Here is a 16864-nt window from a genome sequence, read left to right on the forward strand (position 1 = left end):
ATTAACGATAACTTAATATTGAATTATGAAAATATTCAAATATATATTTCTTTCATTATTCGTAGTTTCTTCACTTACAGGCTGTAATAATTGGATAAACACGAATGATGCAGTGGTAAGCCCTAATGCAGGTGTTGATGCGCCACCAGCTATTATCTTGACGCATCTTCAAACTGCCACTATTTCTGTACAAGAGGGTAATAATGCCCGTTACGCCAATATGTTTACCCAACATTTTCGTGGTCTCCTTCGTCAACATTTAACCTATGATGGCTATGGCTTGACTAACCAAAACTTTCAGTGGGGCATAGAGTACCAGGAAATTATTCACCAGGCAAACATTGTCATTGAGAAGGCAAATGCTACTGGTGATAAAGTGTTGGTGGGTATTGCAAAAATCATGAAGGCGTGGACTTTTGGTTCACTTACAGCTTTGTATGGAGATATTCCATTTACAGAAGCGGATAACTTAGAAAAGTTTCCAAATCCTAAGTATGACGATCAGGTGACTGTAGTGTATCCTGGGGTAATTGCGCTTTTGAATGAAGGAATCGCTGATTTGGGTGCTGGTGGTTCTGCTACTACTGGTGATATATTCTTTAAAGACGGAGCAACTCAAATAGCCAATTGGATTGCGGCGGCTAATACTTTGAAAGCACGTTTCCAATTGCATTTGGCTGCATCTAATAATGATTATGCTTCTGTGATTACTTCTGCCACTAGTGGTATTTCGGCAGTGGCTAACAATGTGATGGCTCCTCATGCGGGAACTACGTTAAAAGATGCCAACCTTTATTGGGACTTTTTAACCAACCAAAGAGGCGGTGACTATGGAGCAACTGGTTCATTCTTAGAGGCTTTGATTAAAACCGGTGGCGCAAAAAATAATGCCAAGACCAATGAGTCTGCCCGTTATGCAGATATTTTTTCTAGCAGTGATGATATAAACACTACTACTAGTACCATATTTGGTGCGAGTGCATCATTCCCGTTGGTTACTTACGAAGAAAACCAATTGATTTTGGCAGAAGCAAACGCTCGTCTGGGCAATGATGCGGCAGCCTTGACTGCATTGAACAATGTACGTGCAGCTTTGGCGGCTAAATACACCGCTGGTACTTACACTGCCTATGTATCTACTGATACTGAGGTGGCTACCAATGCTGCATTGTTGGCTGAAATCATCAGAGAGCGTTACTGTACTTTGGTAGGGCAGGTTGAGGTGTTTAACGATGTGCGTCGTACTGACAATGCCATTGGTCTTACTCCTACTACTGGAACTGCATTGATAGCTCGCTTTATCTACCCATTGGTAGAAGATCAGTCAAATAGTAGCACCCCTAAAGGTATCGGACTTTTTGAAAAAGTAAAGGTATTTGGTGGTACTAAATAATTAATAATTTTATTAACTTGATAAATCACCTTATTCAATTTGTAATAAGGTGATTTTTTTTTGTTCAGTAATAAATATTGATATAATGAAAAAGATTTACATAAGCCTACTCCTATTACTATGCAGTGTTGGGGCTGTGCACGCTCAGCGGGTAGGAGACATTACTCAAGGAACATTGAATGAGCTGACAATGTTTGATAACCGGGTGAAACAACTGTATGGTACTTATTATTTTCAAAAGGAGTGGAGTAAGGGTAAACTAGTAATCATACACGAAGGTAAAGTCAAAACTTTCAATGACTATCCTATAAGGTATGACTTAGGGAACCAACACATAGAAATGAAAGTAAGAAATGGATTGGTGCCTAACGACAAGCAGCAAATTATTAAAATTATTGATGATAAATATTTGAAAGTGTTTCAGTTTATCAATAGTAAAACAAAGAAAGTGAACTACTTTGAGCGATGTGCTGATTATAAAACTGAAAAACCTTTGCCTGGTTTTTTTGAAGTGCTACATAAAGGTAAAAAAGCATCCTTGTTGAAGTATACCACTACCTATGTGCAAAAAGGCAACGAAATGAAGACGTTAGGAATAGGCTCGCGTGATGAACGCATACAACGTAAAGTAAGGTATTATTTGAGCAAAGGAAGCACTACATTTAAAATCAAACGTAGGAAAAAAGCCATACTTAAGGCATTGACAGATAAGCAAACTGAGGTAAAAGCTTATGCAAAAAAAAATAAGCTTTATTTTGCCAAAGTTGATGACTTGGTAAAAATCATTGCACACTATAATTCGCTACAGTAGTCAGTATACAATAAGATCATTGTTTAACAAGGTATTTTATGTAACATTTTTGAATATCATGTCATTGACCAAAACTTTTATAAAGTCTTGAGGGTTTGGTTATAATAAGATAACTTGCCAATTCGCAGTTACAAAAGGCGACTAATTATTCAATAATACCCACACAAACCTCTGCCAATGTATGATGAATATCTTACGTAAATTTATCAATGGATTGGTATACTCGTTTCCAGTACAATTGTTTATTCTTAATATTAAGAAAAACCAATTATTGCTCATTTTTTGGCTATTACTTATGGTCATTGTTACCGAGCAGTTTGGGTCAGCCGTGGGCTTACCTTCGTTGTTTTTAGAGCCTGAGTATCTCGACAAAGTTAACTTCTGGAGTTTTTTTATTGTAGGCATTACCCTCGGAATATTTACCCTTTCTTATCAAATTACCTCTTATATACTAGATAGTCAAAAGTTCAACTTTTTAGGAGGGTTGCCTCGCCCATTTACCAAGTTTTTAATTAATAACAGTACCATTCCATTTTTGTTTACTGGCATCTACCTTATTCACCTTATTCAATACCAGTTGGCACAACGTATGCCAAATGAAGAGCTATGGGTTCGTTTTGGTGGATTGGTGGCAGGTTTTGTCATTTCGGCAAGTGGTATTTATATTTATTCGGCCAGCACCAACAAAGACTTTTTCAAGTTATTTGCTTCTCAGCTTAATAAAAGCCTAAGTCGTACCCGTATGGTGAGAGTAAATGTGCTAGAGCGATTTTATGAAACCAAGCGCAGCAAGTTTAAAGTAGATTATTACCTCAATAACTTTTTTGTACCTACCAGGCTAGACAAAGAAAAAATCAACTTTTCGTACCGTCGCCACGAGCGAGTATTTAATCAGAATTTCAGAAATGGTGTCATTATCCAGTTTATTATTCTTACACTGGTATTTGTTGTAGGTGCTTTTCGCGACCATCAGTTTTTCCAGATTCCAGCGGGTGCCAGCCTGGTATTGCTTTTCACCATTGCCATTATGGTGATAGGGGCGTTATCTTATTGGTTGCGAGGATGGACAGTTACCATTACCTTTTGCTTGTTGATGGTACTGAATTTTTTGATGAAAGAAGGGATTTTATTAACTGATTATGAAGCTTATGGGCTCAACTACAACACTACCAAAGCTCCTTACAATCTTAGGCGAATCAAAAATCTAAGCAATGATAAAAACTATAGCGAAGATGTAAATATCACTAAAATTGCTTTGGAAAACTGGCGCAAAAAATTCTCCAAAAAACCAAAAATGATTTTTCTATGTACAAGCGGTGGAGGCTTGAGAGCTTCAGTTTGGACAATGCGTACATTGCAAATTGTAGACAGCACACTTAACGGGCGTTTAATGGAACACACAATGCTTATGTCAGGTGCTTCGGGAGGGTTGATTGGCGCAAGTTATTTCAGGGAGTTGTATTTGAGAGATAAACTAAGCGGGGGAAATATTGATGTATACGACCCAAAATACCTGGATAATATAGCCAAAGATAACTTGAATGCATTGATGTTTAGCTTGGTGGTGAATGATTTGTTTTTTGTCAAAGGCAAGTTCAAGTTTGGTAATTACCAATACCATAAAGATCGAGGTTATGCCTTCGAACAACAACTCAACAAGAATACCAATAACATACTAGATAAACCTCTGTGCGACTATAAAGAACCTGAGTTGCTGGCGCAAATTCCTATGATGATTTTGGCACCTACGATTATGAATGATGGTCGTAAGCTATTCATATCCCCTTTGAATGTATCATATATGACTGTGCCCAGTATTTATCAGCGTCGTTTTTTGAACCAAAAAGCCAAGGGAATTGAGTTTTTGCGCTTTTTTGATAAACAAGGTTCCAACAATTTAAGGTTTTTGACTGCCTTACGGATGAGTGCTTCTTTTCCGTATATCACCCCTAATGTCAAGCTGCCAAGTAACCCGGCAATGGAAATTATAGATGCTGGCTTGTCTGATAACTTTGGAGTGGATAATGCTGTTCGTTTTTTGTATGTATTTAAAGATTGGATTGCTGAAAATACTTCAGGGGTAATATTTGTATCTATACGTGATACTCAAAAAGACAAACCTATAGAAACCAGCCTGGAGCAATCATTTTTTCAACGTTTAACCACTCCTTTGGGGAGTGTATTGTACAACTGGGAGTATTCGCAAGATATTCACAACGACAATTTGGTTGAGTTTGCCCGTAGTTGGTTCAGAGGACCTATCAATCGAATTGAGTTTCAGTATGTACCCATATCTAAGAGCTTAAAAGAGATTAAAGAAAAAGAAGCACAAATAAAAAAAGGGCAACGTAGAGCTAACCCTTATAAAATTATTATTACTGAACGTGCACCGCTTAGTTTGCGCTTGACGCAAAAACAAAAAGAAAATATTAAGCGCACAATATGGGAGCTTCGAAACCAAAGCTCACTGCGGCGTTTACAATACTTACTTAGGTAAACAATCCTTAAAAAAATATTTTGGTATGCGGTAGCAAAAACCTAAGTTCTCCCCTTTGTTTAAAAGAAATAGGGTTGTCTTTGACGTATAACCGAGTGAGCTTTTTTAGGTGTTTGATCGATTCGGGCAACTCTGTCAATCGATTGTTATTTAAGTTAAGCTCATCCAGTAGAGGCAAGCCCCCTATTTCATTGGGTAAGCTGGTAAGGTGGTTATTACTTAAGTTGAGGCGAATAAGGCCTTTTAACTTACCTATACTAGGAGGCATGGTTTTTAGGTAATTATCACGCAAAAACAGCCACCTTAAACCTCGTAACTCACCTATTTCTTCAGGCAAATGATCTATCTTATTGTCATATAAGTTGAGCCACTCGAGCTGGTGTAAATGCTTGATTTCGGCAGGTAAGGTTTGTAAATGATGCCCTGGTAAAATAATGCGTTTAAGTAATACTAGCTCTGCTATTTCGGTGGGTATGGTGGTTATTTTTTGTTTCCAGCGCCCAAAATCTAACACGTTCAGCTCGGAAAATGGAGTAAGGTAGCCATTTCTAAAACATATAAAATCCCGTTTATCTCGATCTTTAATTAGAAAGTCTAAGTCAAGGCTTGTGAGATGAAAGCCTTTGATTAGCTGAAACGCCAGCGAAATATTTACTTCGTCGCCAGAGTCTACCATTATTTTTAGTTTTTTCAACCCATCTAAGTCAATTTCAACACGTGATGAAGCTTGATCCTCTTTGTTTGAAGCAGTGGGATAATCCTTTATTCCCTTCAAAGGCAACACAGGTACTTCTTGCCCCTTGTCAACAGGGAGAGTCATTTTGTTCCAGTAATTTCGTAATTTTTTTAGCATGGTCTTTAGCTTATTAATATTTATCAAAAAACCGTAATTGCTGTTTTAGTATCAGGTGCAGCAATTATTGCTGCACCTGATAGGGTTTAGTTAGCGTTTTGGGTTATTCTTTTTGTGTTGGCGGTAAGCCTTCTGTATCATCTTCATCCGAGCATCTTTTTTACGCAAAAAATCAGCACTGGATTCCAAATAATCAGCTTCTTTTTGTAGTTTCAAGTAACTTTGGTACCGTTCTTCAGACAATTCGCCACTGTCTAAAGCTGCCAATACCGCACACTTAATCTCGTTGGTATGGCTACAATCTCCAAAGTGGCAATCTTGAGCAAGTGCCTCAATATCAGTAAAGACCTGCCCTATGCCTTGTTTACTTTCCCATAGTTGCAGTTCTCTCATGCCAGGTGTATCAATCAAAATACTTCCATTTTGTGTAATAAACATTTCGCGGCGTGTAGTGGTGTGTTTGCCCTTGTCATCTTTATCACGCACTGTTTGGGTTGCCTGTTGTGATGTGCCTAATAAGTGATTAATCAAAGTAGATTTCCCTACTCCTGATGAGCCTACTACTGCCAACGTTTTACCTGGTTTTATCCATTGGCTCAAAGCTTTATAGCCTATGGCCGAAGTATTACTTACAGGTACCACTGGTAAGTCAGCGTCAAATGATTGCAATTCTTCCATTTTTTGTTGCCAGTCAGTGGCTAGGTCAACCTTACTCAATACTACTACAGGAGCAATTCCTCCTTCGGCTGCCATAACCAAATAACGTTCTAAACGACGTAAATTATAGTTTTGGTCAGCGCTTTGTACAATCAATAGATCATCTATATTGGCCGCAATTACTTGAGCCTGATTGCGTTTTCCGGCAGCATTGCGTGTAAATACAGTAGAGCGAGGCAATACCCCGTGAATAATAGCTTGTTGGTCAAATACCTGCATGCTTACCCAGTCGCCTACCTTGGGCAAATCTGCCTCAGAGTGAGCTGTATATTGTAGTCTACCCGAAATCTCTCCTTTAAGTTCTCCCTGACTACTGAAAATTGTATAATTATTTTTATTTTCTATGGCCACTCTACCTGCTTCGAAACCTTGCGCTTCGGAGTTGGTGAAATGTTGCATGAAATGATTGTTCCAACCTAATTGTTCGAGTGTGAAAGTTGATTTCAACGTGGTAATGTTTTTTTATAAAATAGCTTCTCTTGGCAGTTAGCATTTGTTTAACCCTGCAATGACAAGCTTCATATAATGCCTATAATGATATGCATACAAGGCATATAGCGTAAATAATAACACTGTTTAACAGCGAATTATCTGATAATTAGACGTTTGAAATGATATAAATAAACGCAATAGAAAAGCTTAAGGCTTTTGGTATAAAGCCTTTCGTTAAGATGTGTAGAAGTGGGGTGTTAGTGGCAAAACCGCTAACACTTTTATGCTATTGCAAACATAAATTAAGGTTGGTTGTTATAATTAGTTATAATCTTTAAAATAGATTAAACAAATATAGCAAATATTTGTGAGGTTTACCAAATAAAAAAATATTTGACCAATAACCGGCTTTTTTTGATAAAGAAGTCGTCTCAACTTTTAAGCTGAAAGTGAACAGCCTTGCTTTTGCAGGCTGAGGAATTCAGGAGTCAAAATAGTGGTTTTGTGACCCATAAAAAAAGTTGAGATGACTTCGTGTTTTAGATCAAGTGACTATCTATATTCCAGTATAATTAAATGGAGTTATCTGACTTAGTTCGCTTTTTATATGATCTGCCACATCTAACTGTTCGATAAATAACTTGATAGAATGGGAGGTGATTTTTTCATTAGTGCGAGTCAACATTTTTAAAGCTTCATAAGGTTTAGGGTAGCCTTCGCGTCGCAAGATAGTTTGAATAGCCTCTGCCACCACTGCCCAATTAGCTTCCAAATCTTGATCTATGGCTGTTTTGTTGAGCTGCAACTTGCTTAAACCCTTGAGTGTAGCTTTGAGGGCAATTACAGTATGGCCTAATGGAGTACCCAAGTTGCGTAATACGGTAGAATCAGTCAAGTCACGTTGTAAACGTGAAATGGGTAACTTTTCGGATAAGTGAGTAAAAATAGCATTGGCAATGCCTAAATTACCTTCTGAATTTTCAAAATCAATCGGGTTTACTTTGTGTGGCATGGCTGATGATCCAACCTCGCCCGCTTTTATTTTTTGGGTGAAATAATTCATAGAGATATACTGCCACACATCGCGGTTGAGGTCTATTAGTATAGTGTTCAAACGCTTAAGGTTGTCCATCCAAGCCGCCATATAGTCATAGTGCTCTATTTGGGTAGTTATCTGGCTCCGTTCCAACCCTAGCGAACCCACAAACTTGTTGGCAAAATCTACCCATTGAGTATCAGGATAAGCAACTTGATGGGCGTTGAAGTTGCCAGTTGCTCCACCAAATTTTGCGGCGTGATTGAGCGTATTCAGTAAGTTTAATTGATGATCAAGGCGGTTTACAAAGACCATTAGCTCTTTGCCCAGGCGGGTAGGCGAGGCAGGTTGCCCATGAGTACGTGCCAACATAGAAACATTCTTCCAGTTTTTGGCAAGTTCTTCAATGCGGTCACGCAGTTGTGCCCAAGTAGGTACAATTACTTCTTCAATAGCGTCTTTTAAGAGTAAAGGAATAGACGTATTATTGATGTCTTGTGAGGTAAGCCCAAAATGAACAAACTCTTGATATTGAGCAATATCCAGTGCTTCGAACTGTTGTTTGATAAAATACTCTACCGCCTTGATGTCGTGATTGGTGGTTTTTTCTATTTCCTTGATTTGCTGAGCGTTTTCAATAGTAAACTCTTCGTATATTTTACGCAAAGTAGGGAATAAAGCCTGGTCAAAATTGCTCAATTGAGGTAAAGGCAATTCACACAAAGCAATAAAGTACTCTATCTCTATCAATACCCGATAACGAATCAACCCATACTCAGAAAAGTAGTGAGCCAATTCTATCGCTTTATTGCGGTAACGCCCATCTATAGGCGAAATGGCGGTCAATGTATTTAAATCCATAAAAATGGTGTGTATTAAGGAGTAAACGCCTCACTTAGTTAAATAGAATAACTAAGGAATGGTACCAAAATAAATTTACATTCTTAATCTCATCTTTTGAGGCTATACTTTGTTAAAAAATAGCCGAATAGCGCTGCTATTAGCCAATTTTTTGCCTCGTCTAGCAACAAAATATTTTATTAAACTATAGAAATTTATTTTTACACCATTCCTAAGTTGGTAGAGGCTTTAAAAGCCAAAATTATTTAATCTTAGGCAGAGAGAAAAAAAATAGCTTACCAAGTTGTGTTAAAATTTTACATCCTTAATGAATGGTATATGCTGACTTGATTAATCAAAAGTCATTTGTTGGAATGGCAATGTTGTTTTATACTAAGATGAAAGTGATTACCTGCGGTGAGCTCGTCACAGCAAGCTGCCCCGGTGAATCAGGATTTATAAATAGACTCGGTTTTGGGATTTACAGGATTAGCTTTGCTGAGCTCAGCAAAGCTGTAGCTTCGGTTGATTAATGTTGGTATTCAGGCAATTAGTCAAAATCCATCCTCAAAACCATCTTTGTTTAAGTATAACACTGGCGTACATTGGTCTTTGGTTCCTGTTGAACATTCTCAGAGCCTTAAATTGCCTTGCTTTTAGCCCCACTAAAAGCAAGATAATATACTATACCCTCTGTGGTGTTGCATTTTAGCACTTTATGCCCGAACTGTCAAAAAACTTCACTTTCAACTAAGAAACCCCATTCGAAGCCTCAAACTGTAGCTTTACTAAGTTGTTGTATACTCCGTTTTCGTGGTTTACTAGTTCATCATGCGAACCAGCTTCTACAATATTTCCTTCACTGAGCACATAAATAGTGTCAACCGAGCGAATAGTAGATAAGCGGTGGGCAATAATAATAGTAGTACGGTTTTGCATCAATTCATTAAGAGCTTCTTGTACCAAATGTTCTGAGTCTGCATCCAGCGAACTTGTTGCTTCGTCGAGCACTAAAATCTCTGGATTTTTTAGTATCGCGCGGGCAATGGCAATACGTTGTCGTTGTCCACCTGATAGTTTTACCCCACGTTCGCCTACTATAGTTTCCAGCTGATCAGGAAAACCTTCAATAAACCTCCAGGCATTGGCTTGTTCAGCAGCTTTGCGTACCTCTTCATCGTTAGCGTCAGGGCGCCCGTACAAAATATTTTCTTTAATAGTGCCTCCAAACAATATAACTTCCTGAGGTACTATGCCTATGTGTTGGCGTAATGCCGAAATATCATAAGTATCAACGTTTTTTCCGTCAATCAGGATAGTACCTTGAGTGGCATCATAATACCTAAACAGCAATTGTACGATGGTAGATTTACCTCCGCCACTATAGCCTACCAATGCTACTTTTTGCCCAGCCTTTACCTCAAAATTGATCTGCTTCAGCACCGTAACATCGCTTCGGGTGGGGTAAGAAAAGTGTACATCTTTGAAAGAAATATTGCCCTGAATATTCAAGGTAGGTGCATTTGTTTGTGTTGTGAGCTGGGGCAGGTTTATTTCTGTCTCTTCTTCAAGAATTTCAAGAATACGCTCTGAGGAGCCTACTGCCCGTTGAATTTGTCCGTATAGGTTGCTTAGACCGCCCAAAGCACTGCCAATAAATACAGTGTAAAAAGCAAACGAAGTAAGGTCGCCTACACTCATTAGGTTTTGGTCTACCAGGTGGGCACCATACCACACCACCAAGATAATGCCCCCAAACAAGGCAAGAATGACAAAGGCATTGAACCCCGCCCGGTAAGCTCCTGCTTTCATCGCATTTTTTACTACTTTGTGCAAAGCCTGGTCGTAGCGTTTTACCTCAAAAGCTTCGTTGGTAAATGCCTTGACAGCTCTGATAGATTGAAAAGTCTCTTCCACTACCGTATTGGCGTTAGCGAGTTCATCTTGGGCTTTTTTAGACAGCTTTCTGATAAATCTGCCAAAAAATATTGCAGCAAATACCAATACTGGAAAAGTGAGGATCATGAGTACAGCCAAGCGAGTAGAGAAATAAAACAAGAAGCCTACCCCAATGACCAAAGTACCTATTTGGCGAAAAAACTCGGCAAAAGTAAATGACATCACCTCCTGCAATTGCCCTATATCAGAAGTAAGACGACTGGTGAGCTCTCCCACCCTCTTTTTTTCAAAAAATGCCACCGACAAGCTGATGATTTTACTATAAGCTGAAATGCGCATGTCTTTCATGGCATTTTCGCTTACTCGTACAAACAACAGTACCCTAAAAAAGGAGAAAGTAGCTTGTGCTACGAGCACTATTGCAAATATGATAGCGACGGTATCGATAGAGCTAAAAAAATCGCTGGTTTTACCCGTTGACACATCCAAAAACTGTCCTAATAACAAAGGTGTGAGTAGGGCAGTGCCAGTAGATCCTGCCAAAAATAAGCATCCTATCAGGTAAGTATATTTGTAAGGAAGAATAAAACGAAAAATGCGAATGAGTTTGCTAAAACCTTTGCGGGTAATGCGTTTTTTTTGGTTTTTTGAGGTATTTTTTTTGCTAGAATGTGCTGTCATGATCAAATTTAAGAGTTCGCTTGAACCAATTGCTAATTACCAAAAAGAAAGTATAAGGCTATTATAAACTAAATAAAAGAAGAATAGGTTTGGGGAAAAAGAAAATTATCTGGTTTTGGTAAAAAACCTTTGAATGCTGGCAATGTGTCAGACATCATCTGCCTGGCGTATTGTTTGAAAAAAGTAAATAAATCGTCTACTCAATATTTATGAACCACCTACAATATATTTACCTTCTAGTAGCAGTTTTGCTCTGGGTACTAGGATACTTACATACAGGCAAGCTGGTGCGCCCCCGCTGGAAACAACCTGGCAAAGCCGTTTTTTACCTCACCATTTCGGTAGCCCTTATATATTGGTTTTATCACTATGCCTTGTTTTTTATCATTTTACACCCTTTGCTGGGGCTGGTGTTTCATATCAGGGTGTGCCGCCGCCACCACATCAATTGGAAAACCTGTCAACCCCGTGAGAAATACCTCGAACTGCAAGAAAAATGGGCAAAGGGAGAGTTTTAAAGTGGAGAATTTGCGTCTTTGTGCATAGATTATGTACTTTATTAAAAAACTTATAATTGACAAATGATACATAGAACCCTTCTTATTCTTAGCATGTGTTATGCTTTTGGGAGTTTTGCCCAATCCAAAAAATACTTAGGACAAACCCCTCCATTGTCAAAGCCCAAAAAATTTGCCCCTGGGCTCATTTCTACTCAGGCAGAGGTAGAGTTTGGGTCGGTGTTTTCTGCCGATGGCACTGAGTTTTTTTATGGAGTAGATATTGACCAAAAACCAGAAATACGCTATTGTAAGCTGGTAAATGGGCAATGGAGTAAACCGAAAATATTACTAAAACACCCTCAATACACCTACCACGACCCCTTTTTGTCGCCCGACGAACAAAGACTGTATTTTATCTCTAATAGACCACTGAATGGCAAAGGAGCAAAAAAAGATGCTGATATATGGTACATCCAACGCACCACACAAGGCTGGAGCAAGCCTATCAATGCAGGGCGAAATATTAATACTGACAAAAACGAATATTACATCTCTTTTACCCAAAAGGGGAACATGTATTTCTCGTCGAACCACGCAGCCAAACGTTCTTACAATTACGATATTTATGTGTCACACCTTAAAAAAGACAAGTTTCAGCCTGCTGTTCGTTTGGGTGCCGGAGTGAATACCCGTCGTTATGAAGCCGATGTATTTGTGGCGTATGATGAGTCTTATTTGATATTTTGTTCCATTCGTGGAGATGCTTCGCGGCGAGGTGATTTGTATATTAGTTTTAAACAAAAAGATGGGAGCTGGGGTAAAGCCAAAGACATGGGAAGTTTGATCAACACAGTAGGCCACGAGTTATGCCCCTTTGTAACCAAAGATGGGAAGTATTTTTTCTTTACCCGCAACAATGATATTTATTGGGTAAGTGCTAACATTATAGATTTGTATAGATAGCGGCAAACTATCAGCGATAAACTGCAAGCAGCTATACTTTTTAAAAAAAACAAGTTGGTCTTGACTTGCAAGACCAACTTATGACCTACTTCAATGTTACCTTATCAAAAGACGTGAACAGTTTTTCGGGTACACTGTCTACTACCTGTATGTTTGATAGCTTGGCTCTGCCTCGATTGCCCGATAGCATCAAGTTGCCGTATTTTTGGTAGTCGAGCCAAGGCATTACAAAGTTAGCTGAGTCTTGGCTGGCTTCTTTAAAGTACGCCCATTGTGTCACCAATTTACTTTGTTGGTCTATATACACCTCATATTTATTTTGAGGAGTATCGCCCACATTCTTAAACGAAAGTGTCAACACATCAGCTTTTCTACCTCCTTTTACGGTGTCTTCGCGGGCATACTTAAGAGTTACCCCCGAATCTTTCAGTTTAAAAGGCATACATAACCAATACATATCATTGATCCATATACTTTTACCACGTTTGAGGTACTTTTGTAGTGAGTCGGCTTGAGTGATTGCTACACTACCTTTTCGTACTTTGCCTTTGAGTGGTTCACGGTACACATTGAGTAATATATTCATTTTGCCATTGTTGTAATCAATGCGTACATCTCCCGTTTTTTTGTCCCAGTACAACTGTCGCCGGTTAAAAAAGTTCCAACTAATCAAACGCGTTTTATCCCAATTGGCACGCCCTCCACTCGCTTTCATTACCTCATTGGCTATTTTAATGGCTTTGGGGTCTGAGTTTTGAGCATCGAAGCCCTCAGCAGCAGGGTTTTCTTCTTGGAACTGTTGGGTGTTTATCTGGCTGGAGTCCGTGTTTGAAGCAGTATTTTGCGTGTTACTACCACCACAGCTTGCTAAGCTAAAGGTTATAAGTATGGGCAGCAGCATAAAGATTATTTTTTTCATTGGTCAAGGTATTTTGACTTTAACAAAGAGTTTATCCTAAATTAAAACATAACATTCAACAGGGTCTTAAGTTTTCAAGTCCGATCAAATCAGGGAAATGACTTTCTTAGCAATGCAAAAGCAAGGCTTTTTACTTTCAGCCTAAAAGGTGAGGTGGTTTATAGGTGAAAAGCACCATCAATATCTCAAAGTACCTATTTTTCTTTGAATAAGCAGTTTTTGACAATTTTTCTCTGTATCAAATGTGTATTTTTATATTATGAACATTTTGGCTGGCACAAAAACAGTTTTACTCTTTCTTTGAACTTGTTTAAGGTTTTGGCATTGAGAGCAAAATGAGTGATTTTTTACATAGACGAGGCGTGGAAGGCGGAGTTTAGCCTAGCTAAATGAGCATTTTCACAACGAAGTATATGGGTAAAAGAACCATTTTGAATTATTTGAAAAAAACTTAAACAAGTTCTTTATGTGCTTAGCAAAAAAACAAGAACACAACGATATTATAATATACCCATGAAAAGTTTAAAATGCTCATTGATATTTATGCTTATTACAGGGCTATCTTGGCAATGTATTCAGGCGCAACAACTTCCTCGTAGGGCTTTTTTAGGGGCCCAATTGCAAAATGTGACCGAAGCTCAGCAAAAAGAACTCAGTTTACCCAATACTCAAGGGGTTTATTTAGCACGCATAGTACCTGAGTCTAGTTTGGCGCTTGCCAAAGTTAAACCAGGTGATATTTTGACAGCTATCAATCAATACTCAATTATTAATGTACGTCAGTTTATACCCCTACTCAAACAATTTAAGGCAAGCGATAAAGTAAGACTGACCTATTACCGCCAAGGTAAGAAACGCCAAACCCAGATGACTTTTCAGGAATTCCCAAAAATGAAAAGTAAAACCTATGAAGTAATCTATAGCTCAGTAAAAGCCAATGCCAATCATTTGCGTACCATTATCACCAAGCCCAAAGGCAATGGCAAGTATCCAGCAGTACTGATTGTACAGGGTTTGGGTTGTGCGACGATAGACAGCCCTGTAAACCGTTTTTCAAAAGCGATCTCCGATTCACTTACAGGCAAAGGAATGGTAGTAATGCAGGTAGAAAAGACTGGGATGGGAGATAGTCAAGGTACCCCTTGTCGGGAATGTTCTTTTGAAGAAGAGGTAGAGGGTTACCTTCAAGGAATCAAGGCTTTGAAAAAAATGCCTTATGTAGATGCTAATCAAGTGTTTATGCTTGGTTTTAGTATGGGAGGTGTTATTGCTCCCATTGTTGCCAGCCAGATGCCAGTCAAGGGAATCATTGCCTATGGGACTGTAGGAGGTAGAAATTGGTTAGAATATGAAATGGAAAATACTCGCCGTCAGGCAGAAATGGCAGGAACGCCCTATGATGAAATAAGCGTAATAATGCAAGCCAAAGAAAAAGCCTTACATTACCTTATGGTAGAAAAGCAAGCCACTCAAGATATTATAGCTAAATATCCCGAAACTGCCCCACATTTACGTTATCCACAGCACAATCAATACTTACGCTCGGTAGGTGGTCTTAATCTAGCAAAAAACTGGTTGAAAATCAACGCCCATGTGTTGGTAGTGCACGGCAAAGCCGATTTTGTGAGTTTTGCCAAAGACCATGCTTTGATTGCTAAAATTGTAAATAGCAAACATCCTGGCAAGGCTACTTACATAGAGCTACCCAACAGTGATCACTGGCTCAATGCGATGAAAACCATGCAGCGTAGCAGGCAAAATCGCAGAAACAGAAATAACGCAAAAAATTATCGTTTGCTCAGCATTGTCAGCAGTTGGATTCTGGAAAAAGTGAGAGCTTCATAGTAAAAACCTATTAACTCAAGCGGATGTTCCGCAACTTAAATTTTTATAATAATGACTTATATAGCAAAAAGTGTATGGGCAGTGTTACTAAGCGTAACCTTGACTGCCGCAGCACAGGCACAAGATATAAAAAACGAAAGTAAAAAAGTACAGGCAGTGATCAAACAATTGTTTGATGGCATGCGTCAGGGTAACCCTGACATGGTAGCAAGTGCTTTTCATGAAAACGCCACTTTGCAAACTACTTTTACCCATCGGAAAACGGGTAAACCGGTATTGCACAACGGCGGAGCCTACACCAAATTTGTAGAATCTATCAAAAAGAAAAAGCCTGAAGATACCTATGATGAGCGCATCAGTAAATATGTTGTGCAAATTGATGACAATCTTGCCAGTGTATGGACTCCCTATCAGTTTTACCTCAATGGTAAATTAAGGCACTGTGGAGTAAATAATTTTCAGTTGTTTAAAAGTGAAAAAGGCTGGAAAATCATTTCAATTATAGATACCCGTCGCCGAAAAAAATGTAAATAATTTTGAGGGGCACCACACAAAGAATACAAGGTTGTCTGACAGTACAACAGGCAACCTTTTTTTATAAAATACTACGTTCATGAAAAAACACTTTACCATATTGAGCCTTTTGCTGATACTCAGCCTAACACCCTTTGCCCATAGTCAGGGCAAAATTAACTCTACCAAACGTTTGCTTAAGGCAATGAAAAAACGCTATGATGGCAAATGGTTCAAGGCTTTTACTTTTATCCAAAAAACTATTCGTTACAATGCTCAAGGACAACCATCAACACCTGCTATCTGGTATGAAGCTATTCGTTACCCTAATCAATTTAGAATAGATATAGGTGACCTCAAAAATGGTAAATCAGTTATTTTTGATGCTGACTCGGCATACAGCTTTAAACAAGGTAAATTAACCAATACCCGCTATGATCCTCAGCATTTTTTACTCATGAAAGGAGGGCTTTATTATTATAGCCTTAAAAAGTGCCTGCGCATTTTGACAAAAGGAGGTTACAATACCGATTTGTTTCATGCCAATACCTACAATGGACGTCCGGTATATGTAATAGGAGCTAAAAAAGGCGACCTTAAGACTCCTCAATTTTGGTTAGATCAGACACATTTTTATGTAGTAAGGCGAATACGGGCTACTCGAAGTGCAAAAGTATTAGATGTACAATATACAAAACACCAAGCTACTGGAGGTGGTTGGGTAGAGCAAAAGGTGAGTTTTGAACTCAACGGCAGGTTGGTACAGGTAGAAGAGTACACCAACATAGACACCAGCCCCAAGTTGCCTAAAGGCTTTTTTGATCCTACTCAATTTGGCAAATCACACTGGTATAAGGAACAATAGGAGAGGGGGGTATATTGTATTGTCTACCCAGTTTAGACGAAAGTACTGATACAAACTAACCTAAACAGGTTTATGATGATGAAATAAATCTCAATAAAAA

The 16864-nt window shown here is 38.7% G+C and carries 13 protein-coding genes; 8 read left to right on the plus strand and 5 right to left on the minus strand.

Features of this window, described 5'->3' with window-relative positions:
* Positions 1-25: 25 nt before the first annotated feature.
* The 3 genes from Q0954_RS03845 to Q0954_RS03855 all read left to right on the plus strand — a co-directional run bounded on the left by Q0954_RS03845 (position 26) and on the right by Q0954_RS03855 (position 4701).
* Positions 26-1393, plus strand: coding sequence for a SusD/RagB family nutrient-binding outer membrane lipoprotein (locus tag Q0954_RS03845; protein WP_299453848.1), 1368 nt, complete (start codon positions 26-28; stop codon positions 1391-1393).
* A gap of 85 nt (positions 1394-1478) precedes the next feature.
* A complete protein-coding gene (locus Q0954_RS03850; protein ID WP_299453850.1) occupies positions 1479-2204 on the plus strand; it encodes a hypothetical protein in 726 nt (241 codons plus the stop codon).
* Between the two features lie 181 nt (positions 2205-2385).
* A complete protein-coding gene (locus Q0954_RS03855; protein ID WP_299453852.1) occupies positions 2386-4701 on the plus strand; it encodes a patatin-like phospholipase family protein in 2316 nt (771 codons plus the stop codon).
* Between the two features lie 7 nt (positions 4702-4708).
* Here the strand turns inward: Q0954_RS03855 and Q0954_RS03860 are convergent, their stop codons facing one another.
* The 4 genes from Q0954_RS03860 to Q0954_RS03875 form a co-directional block, all read right to left on the minus strand.
* Complete coding sequence (locus tag Q0954_RS03860; RefSeq protein ID WP_299453854.1) at positions 4709-5521, minus strand: leucine-rich repeat domain-containing protein; 813 nt, start codon at positions 5519-5521, stop codon at positions 4709-4711.
* Positions 5522-5644: 123 nt separating this feature from the next.
* Complete coding sequence (gene rsgA, locus Q0954_RS03865; protein WP_299453856.1) at positions 5645-6718, minus strand: ribosome small subunit-dependent GTPase A; 1074 nt, start codon at positions 6716-6718, stop codon at positions 5645-5647.
* Between the two features lie 541 nt (positions 6719-7259).
* Positions 7260-8600 (minus strand): adenylosuccinate lyase, encoded by a 1341-nt coding sequence (purB, locus tag Q0954_RS03870; protein ID WP_299453858.1) that lies wholly within the window; start codon positions 8598-8600, stop codon positions 7260-7262.
* Positions 8601-9329: 729 nt separating this feature from the next.
* A complete protein-coding gene (locus tag Q0954_RS03875) occupies positions 9330-11159 on the minus strand; it encodes an ABC transporter transmembrane domain-containing protein (RefSeq protein WP_299453860.1) in 1830 nt (609 codons plus the stop codon).
* A gap of 209 nt (positions 11160-11368) precedes the next feature.
* Between Q0954_RS03875 and Q0954_RS03880 the strand changes: the two genes are divergently transcribed.
* Both Q0954_RS03880 and Q0954_RS03885 read left to right on the plus strand, forming a co-directional pair.
* On the plus strand, positions 11369-11677 hold the full coding sequence (locus Q0954_RS03880; protein WP_299453862.1) for a hypothetical protein: 309 nt from the start codon (positions 11369-11371) through the stop codon (positions 11675-11677).
* Positions 11678-11740: 63 nt separating this feature from the next.
* Positions 11741-12622: a hypothetical protein gene (locus Q0954_RS03885; protein ID WP_299453865.1), complete on the plus strand. Its 882-nt coding sequence runs from the start codon at positions 11741-11743 to the stop codon at positions 12620-12622.
* Between the two features lie 85 nt (positions 12623-12707).
* Here the strand turns inward: Q0954_RS03885 and Q0954_RS03890 are convergent, their stop codons facing one another.
* A complete protein-coding gene (locus Q0954_RS03890; RefSeq protein WP_299453867.1) occupies positions 12708-13541 on the minus strand; it encodes a hypothetical protein in 834 nt (277 codons plus the stop codon).
* 513 nt (positions 13542-14054) lie between these two features.
* Between Q0954_RS03890 and Q0954_RS03895 the strand changes: the two genes are divergently transcribed.
* From Q0954_RS03895 to Q0954_RS03905, 3 genes are all read left to right on the plus strand, one after another.
* The gene (locus tag Q0954_RS03895; protein WP_299453869.1) at positions 14055-15386 is read left to right on the plus strand and encodes an alpha/beta hydrolase; all 1332 of its coding nucleotides are present in this window, start codon (positions 14055-14057) and stop codon (positions 15384-15386) included.
* A 51-nt stretch (positions 15387-15437) separates the two neighbouring features.
* Positions 15438-15920, plus strand: coding sequence for a nuclear transport factor 2 family protein (locus Q0954_RS03900; RefSeq protein ID WP_299453872.1), 483 nt, complete (start codon positions 15438-15440; stop codon positions 15918-15920).
* A 79-nt stretch (positions 15921-15999) separates the two neighbouring features.
* On the plus strand, positions 16000-16764 hold the full coding sequence (locus tag Q0954_RS03905) for a hypothetical protein (protein ID WP_299453876.1): 765 nt from the start codon (positions 16000-16002) through the stop codon (positions 16762-16764).
* The last annotated feature ends 100 nt before the right edge of the window (positions 16765-16864 follow it).

The sequence above is a fragment of the uncultured Microscilla sp. genome (assembly GCF_947493425.1).
GTDB lineage: Bacteria > Bacteroidota > Bacteroidia > Cytophagales > Microscillaceae > Microscilla.

Bases quoted from the DNA above. Each gene is read 5' to 3' on its own strand.
- Q0954_RS03845 (WP_299453848.1), top strand. From the start codon at position 26: ATGAAAATATTCAAATATATATTTCTTTCATTATTCGTAGTTTCTTCA.
- Q0954_RS03850 (WP_299453850.1), top strand. From the start codon at position 1,479: ATGAAAAAGATTTACATAAGCCTACTCCTATTACTATGCAGTGTTGGG.
- Q0954_RS03855 (WP_299453852.1), top strand. From the start codon at position 2,386: ATGATGAATATCTTACGTAAATTTATCAATGGATTGGTATACTCGTTT.
- Q0954_RS03860 (WP_299453854.1), bottom strand. From the start codon at position 5,521: ATGACTCTCCCTGTTGACAAGGGGCAAGAAGTACCTGTGTTGCCTTTG.
- purB (WP_299453858.1), bottom strand. From the start codon at position 8,600: ATGGATTTAAATACATTGACCGCCATTTCGCCTATAGATGGGCGTTAC.
- Q0954_RS03875 (WP_299453860.1), bottom strand. From the start codon at position 11,159: ATGACAGCACATTCTAGCAAAAAAAATACCTCAAAAAACCAAAAAAAA.
- Q0954_RS03880 (WP_299453862.1), top strand. From the start codon at position 11,369: ATGAACCACCTACAATATATTTACCTTCTAGTAGCAGTTTTGCTCTGG.
- Q0954_RS03885 (WP_299453865.1), top strand. From the start codon at position 11,741: ATGATACATAGAACCCTTCTTATTCTTAGCATGTGTTATGCTTTTGGG.
- Q0954_RS03890 (WP_299453867.1), bottom strand. From the start codon at position 13,541: ATGAAAAAAATAATCTTTATGCTGCTGCCCATACTTATAACCTTTAGC.
- Q0954_RS03895 (WP_299453869.1), top strand. From the start codon at position 14,055: ATGAAAAGTTTAAAATGCTCATTGATATTTATGCTTATTACAGGGCTA.
- Q0954_RS03900 (WP_299453872.1), top strand. From the start codon at position 15,438: ATGACTTATATAGCAAAAAGTGTATGGGCAGTGTTACTAAGCGTAACC.
- Q0954_RS03905 (WP_299453876.1), top strand. From the start codon at position 16,000: ATGAAAAAACACTTTACCATATTGAGCCTTTTGCTGATACTCAGCCTA.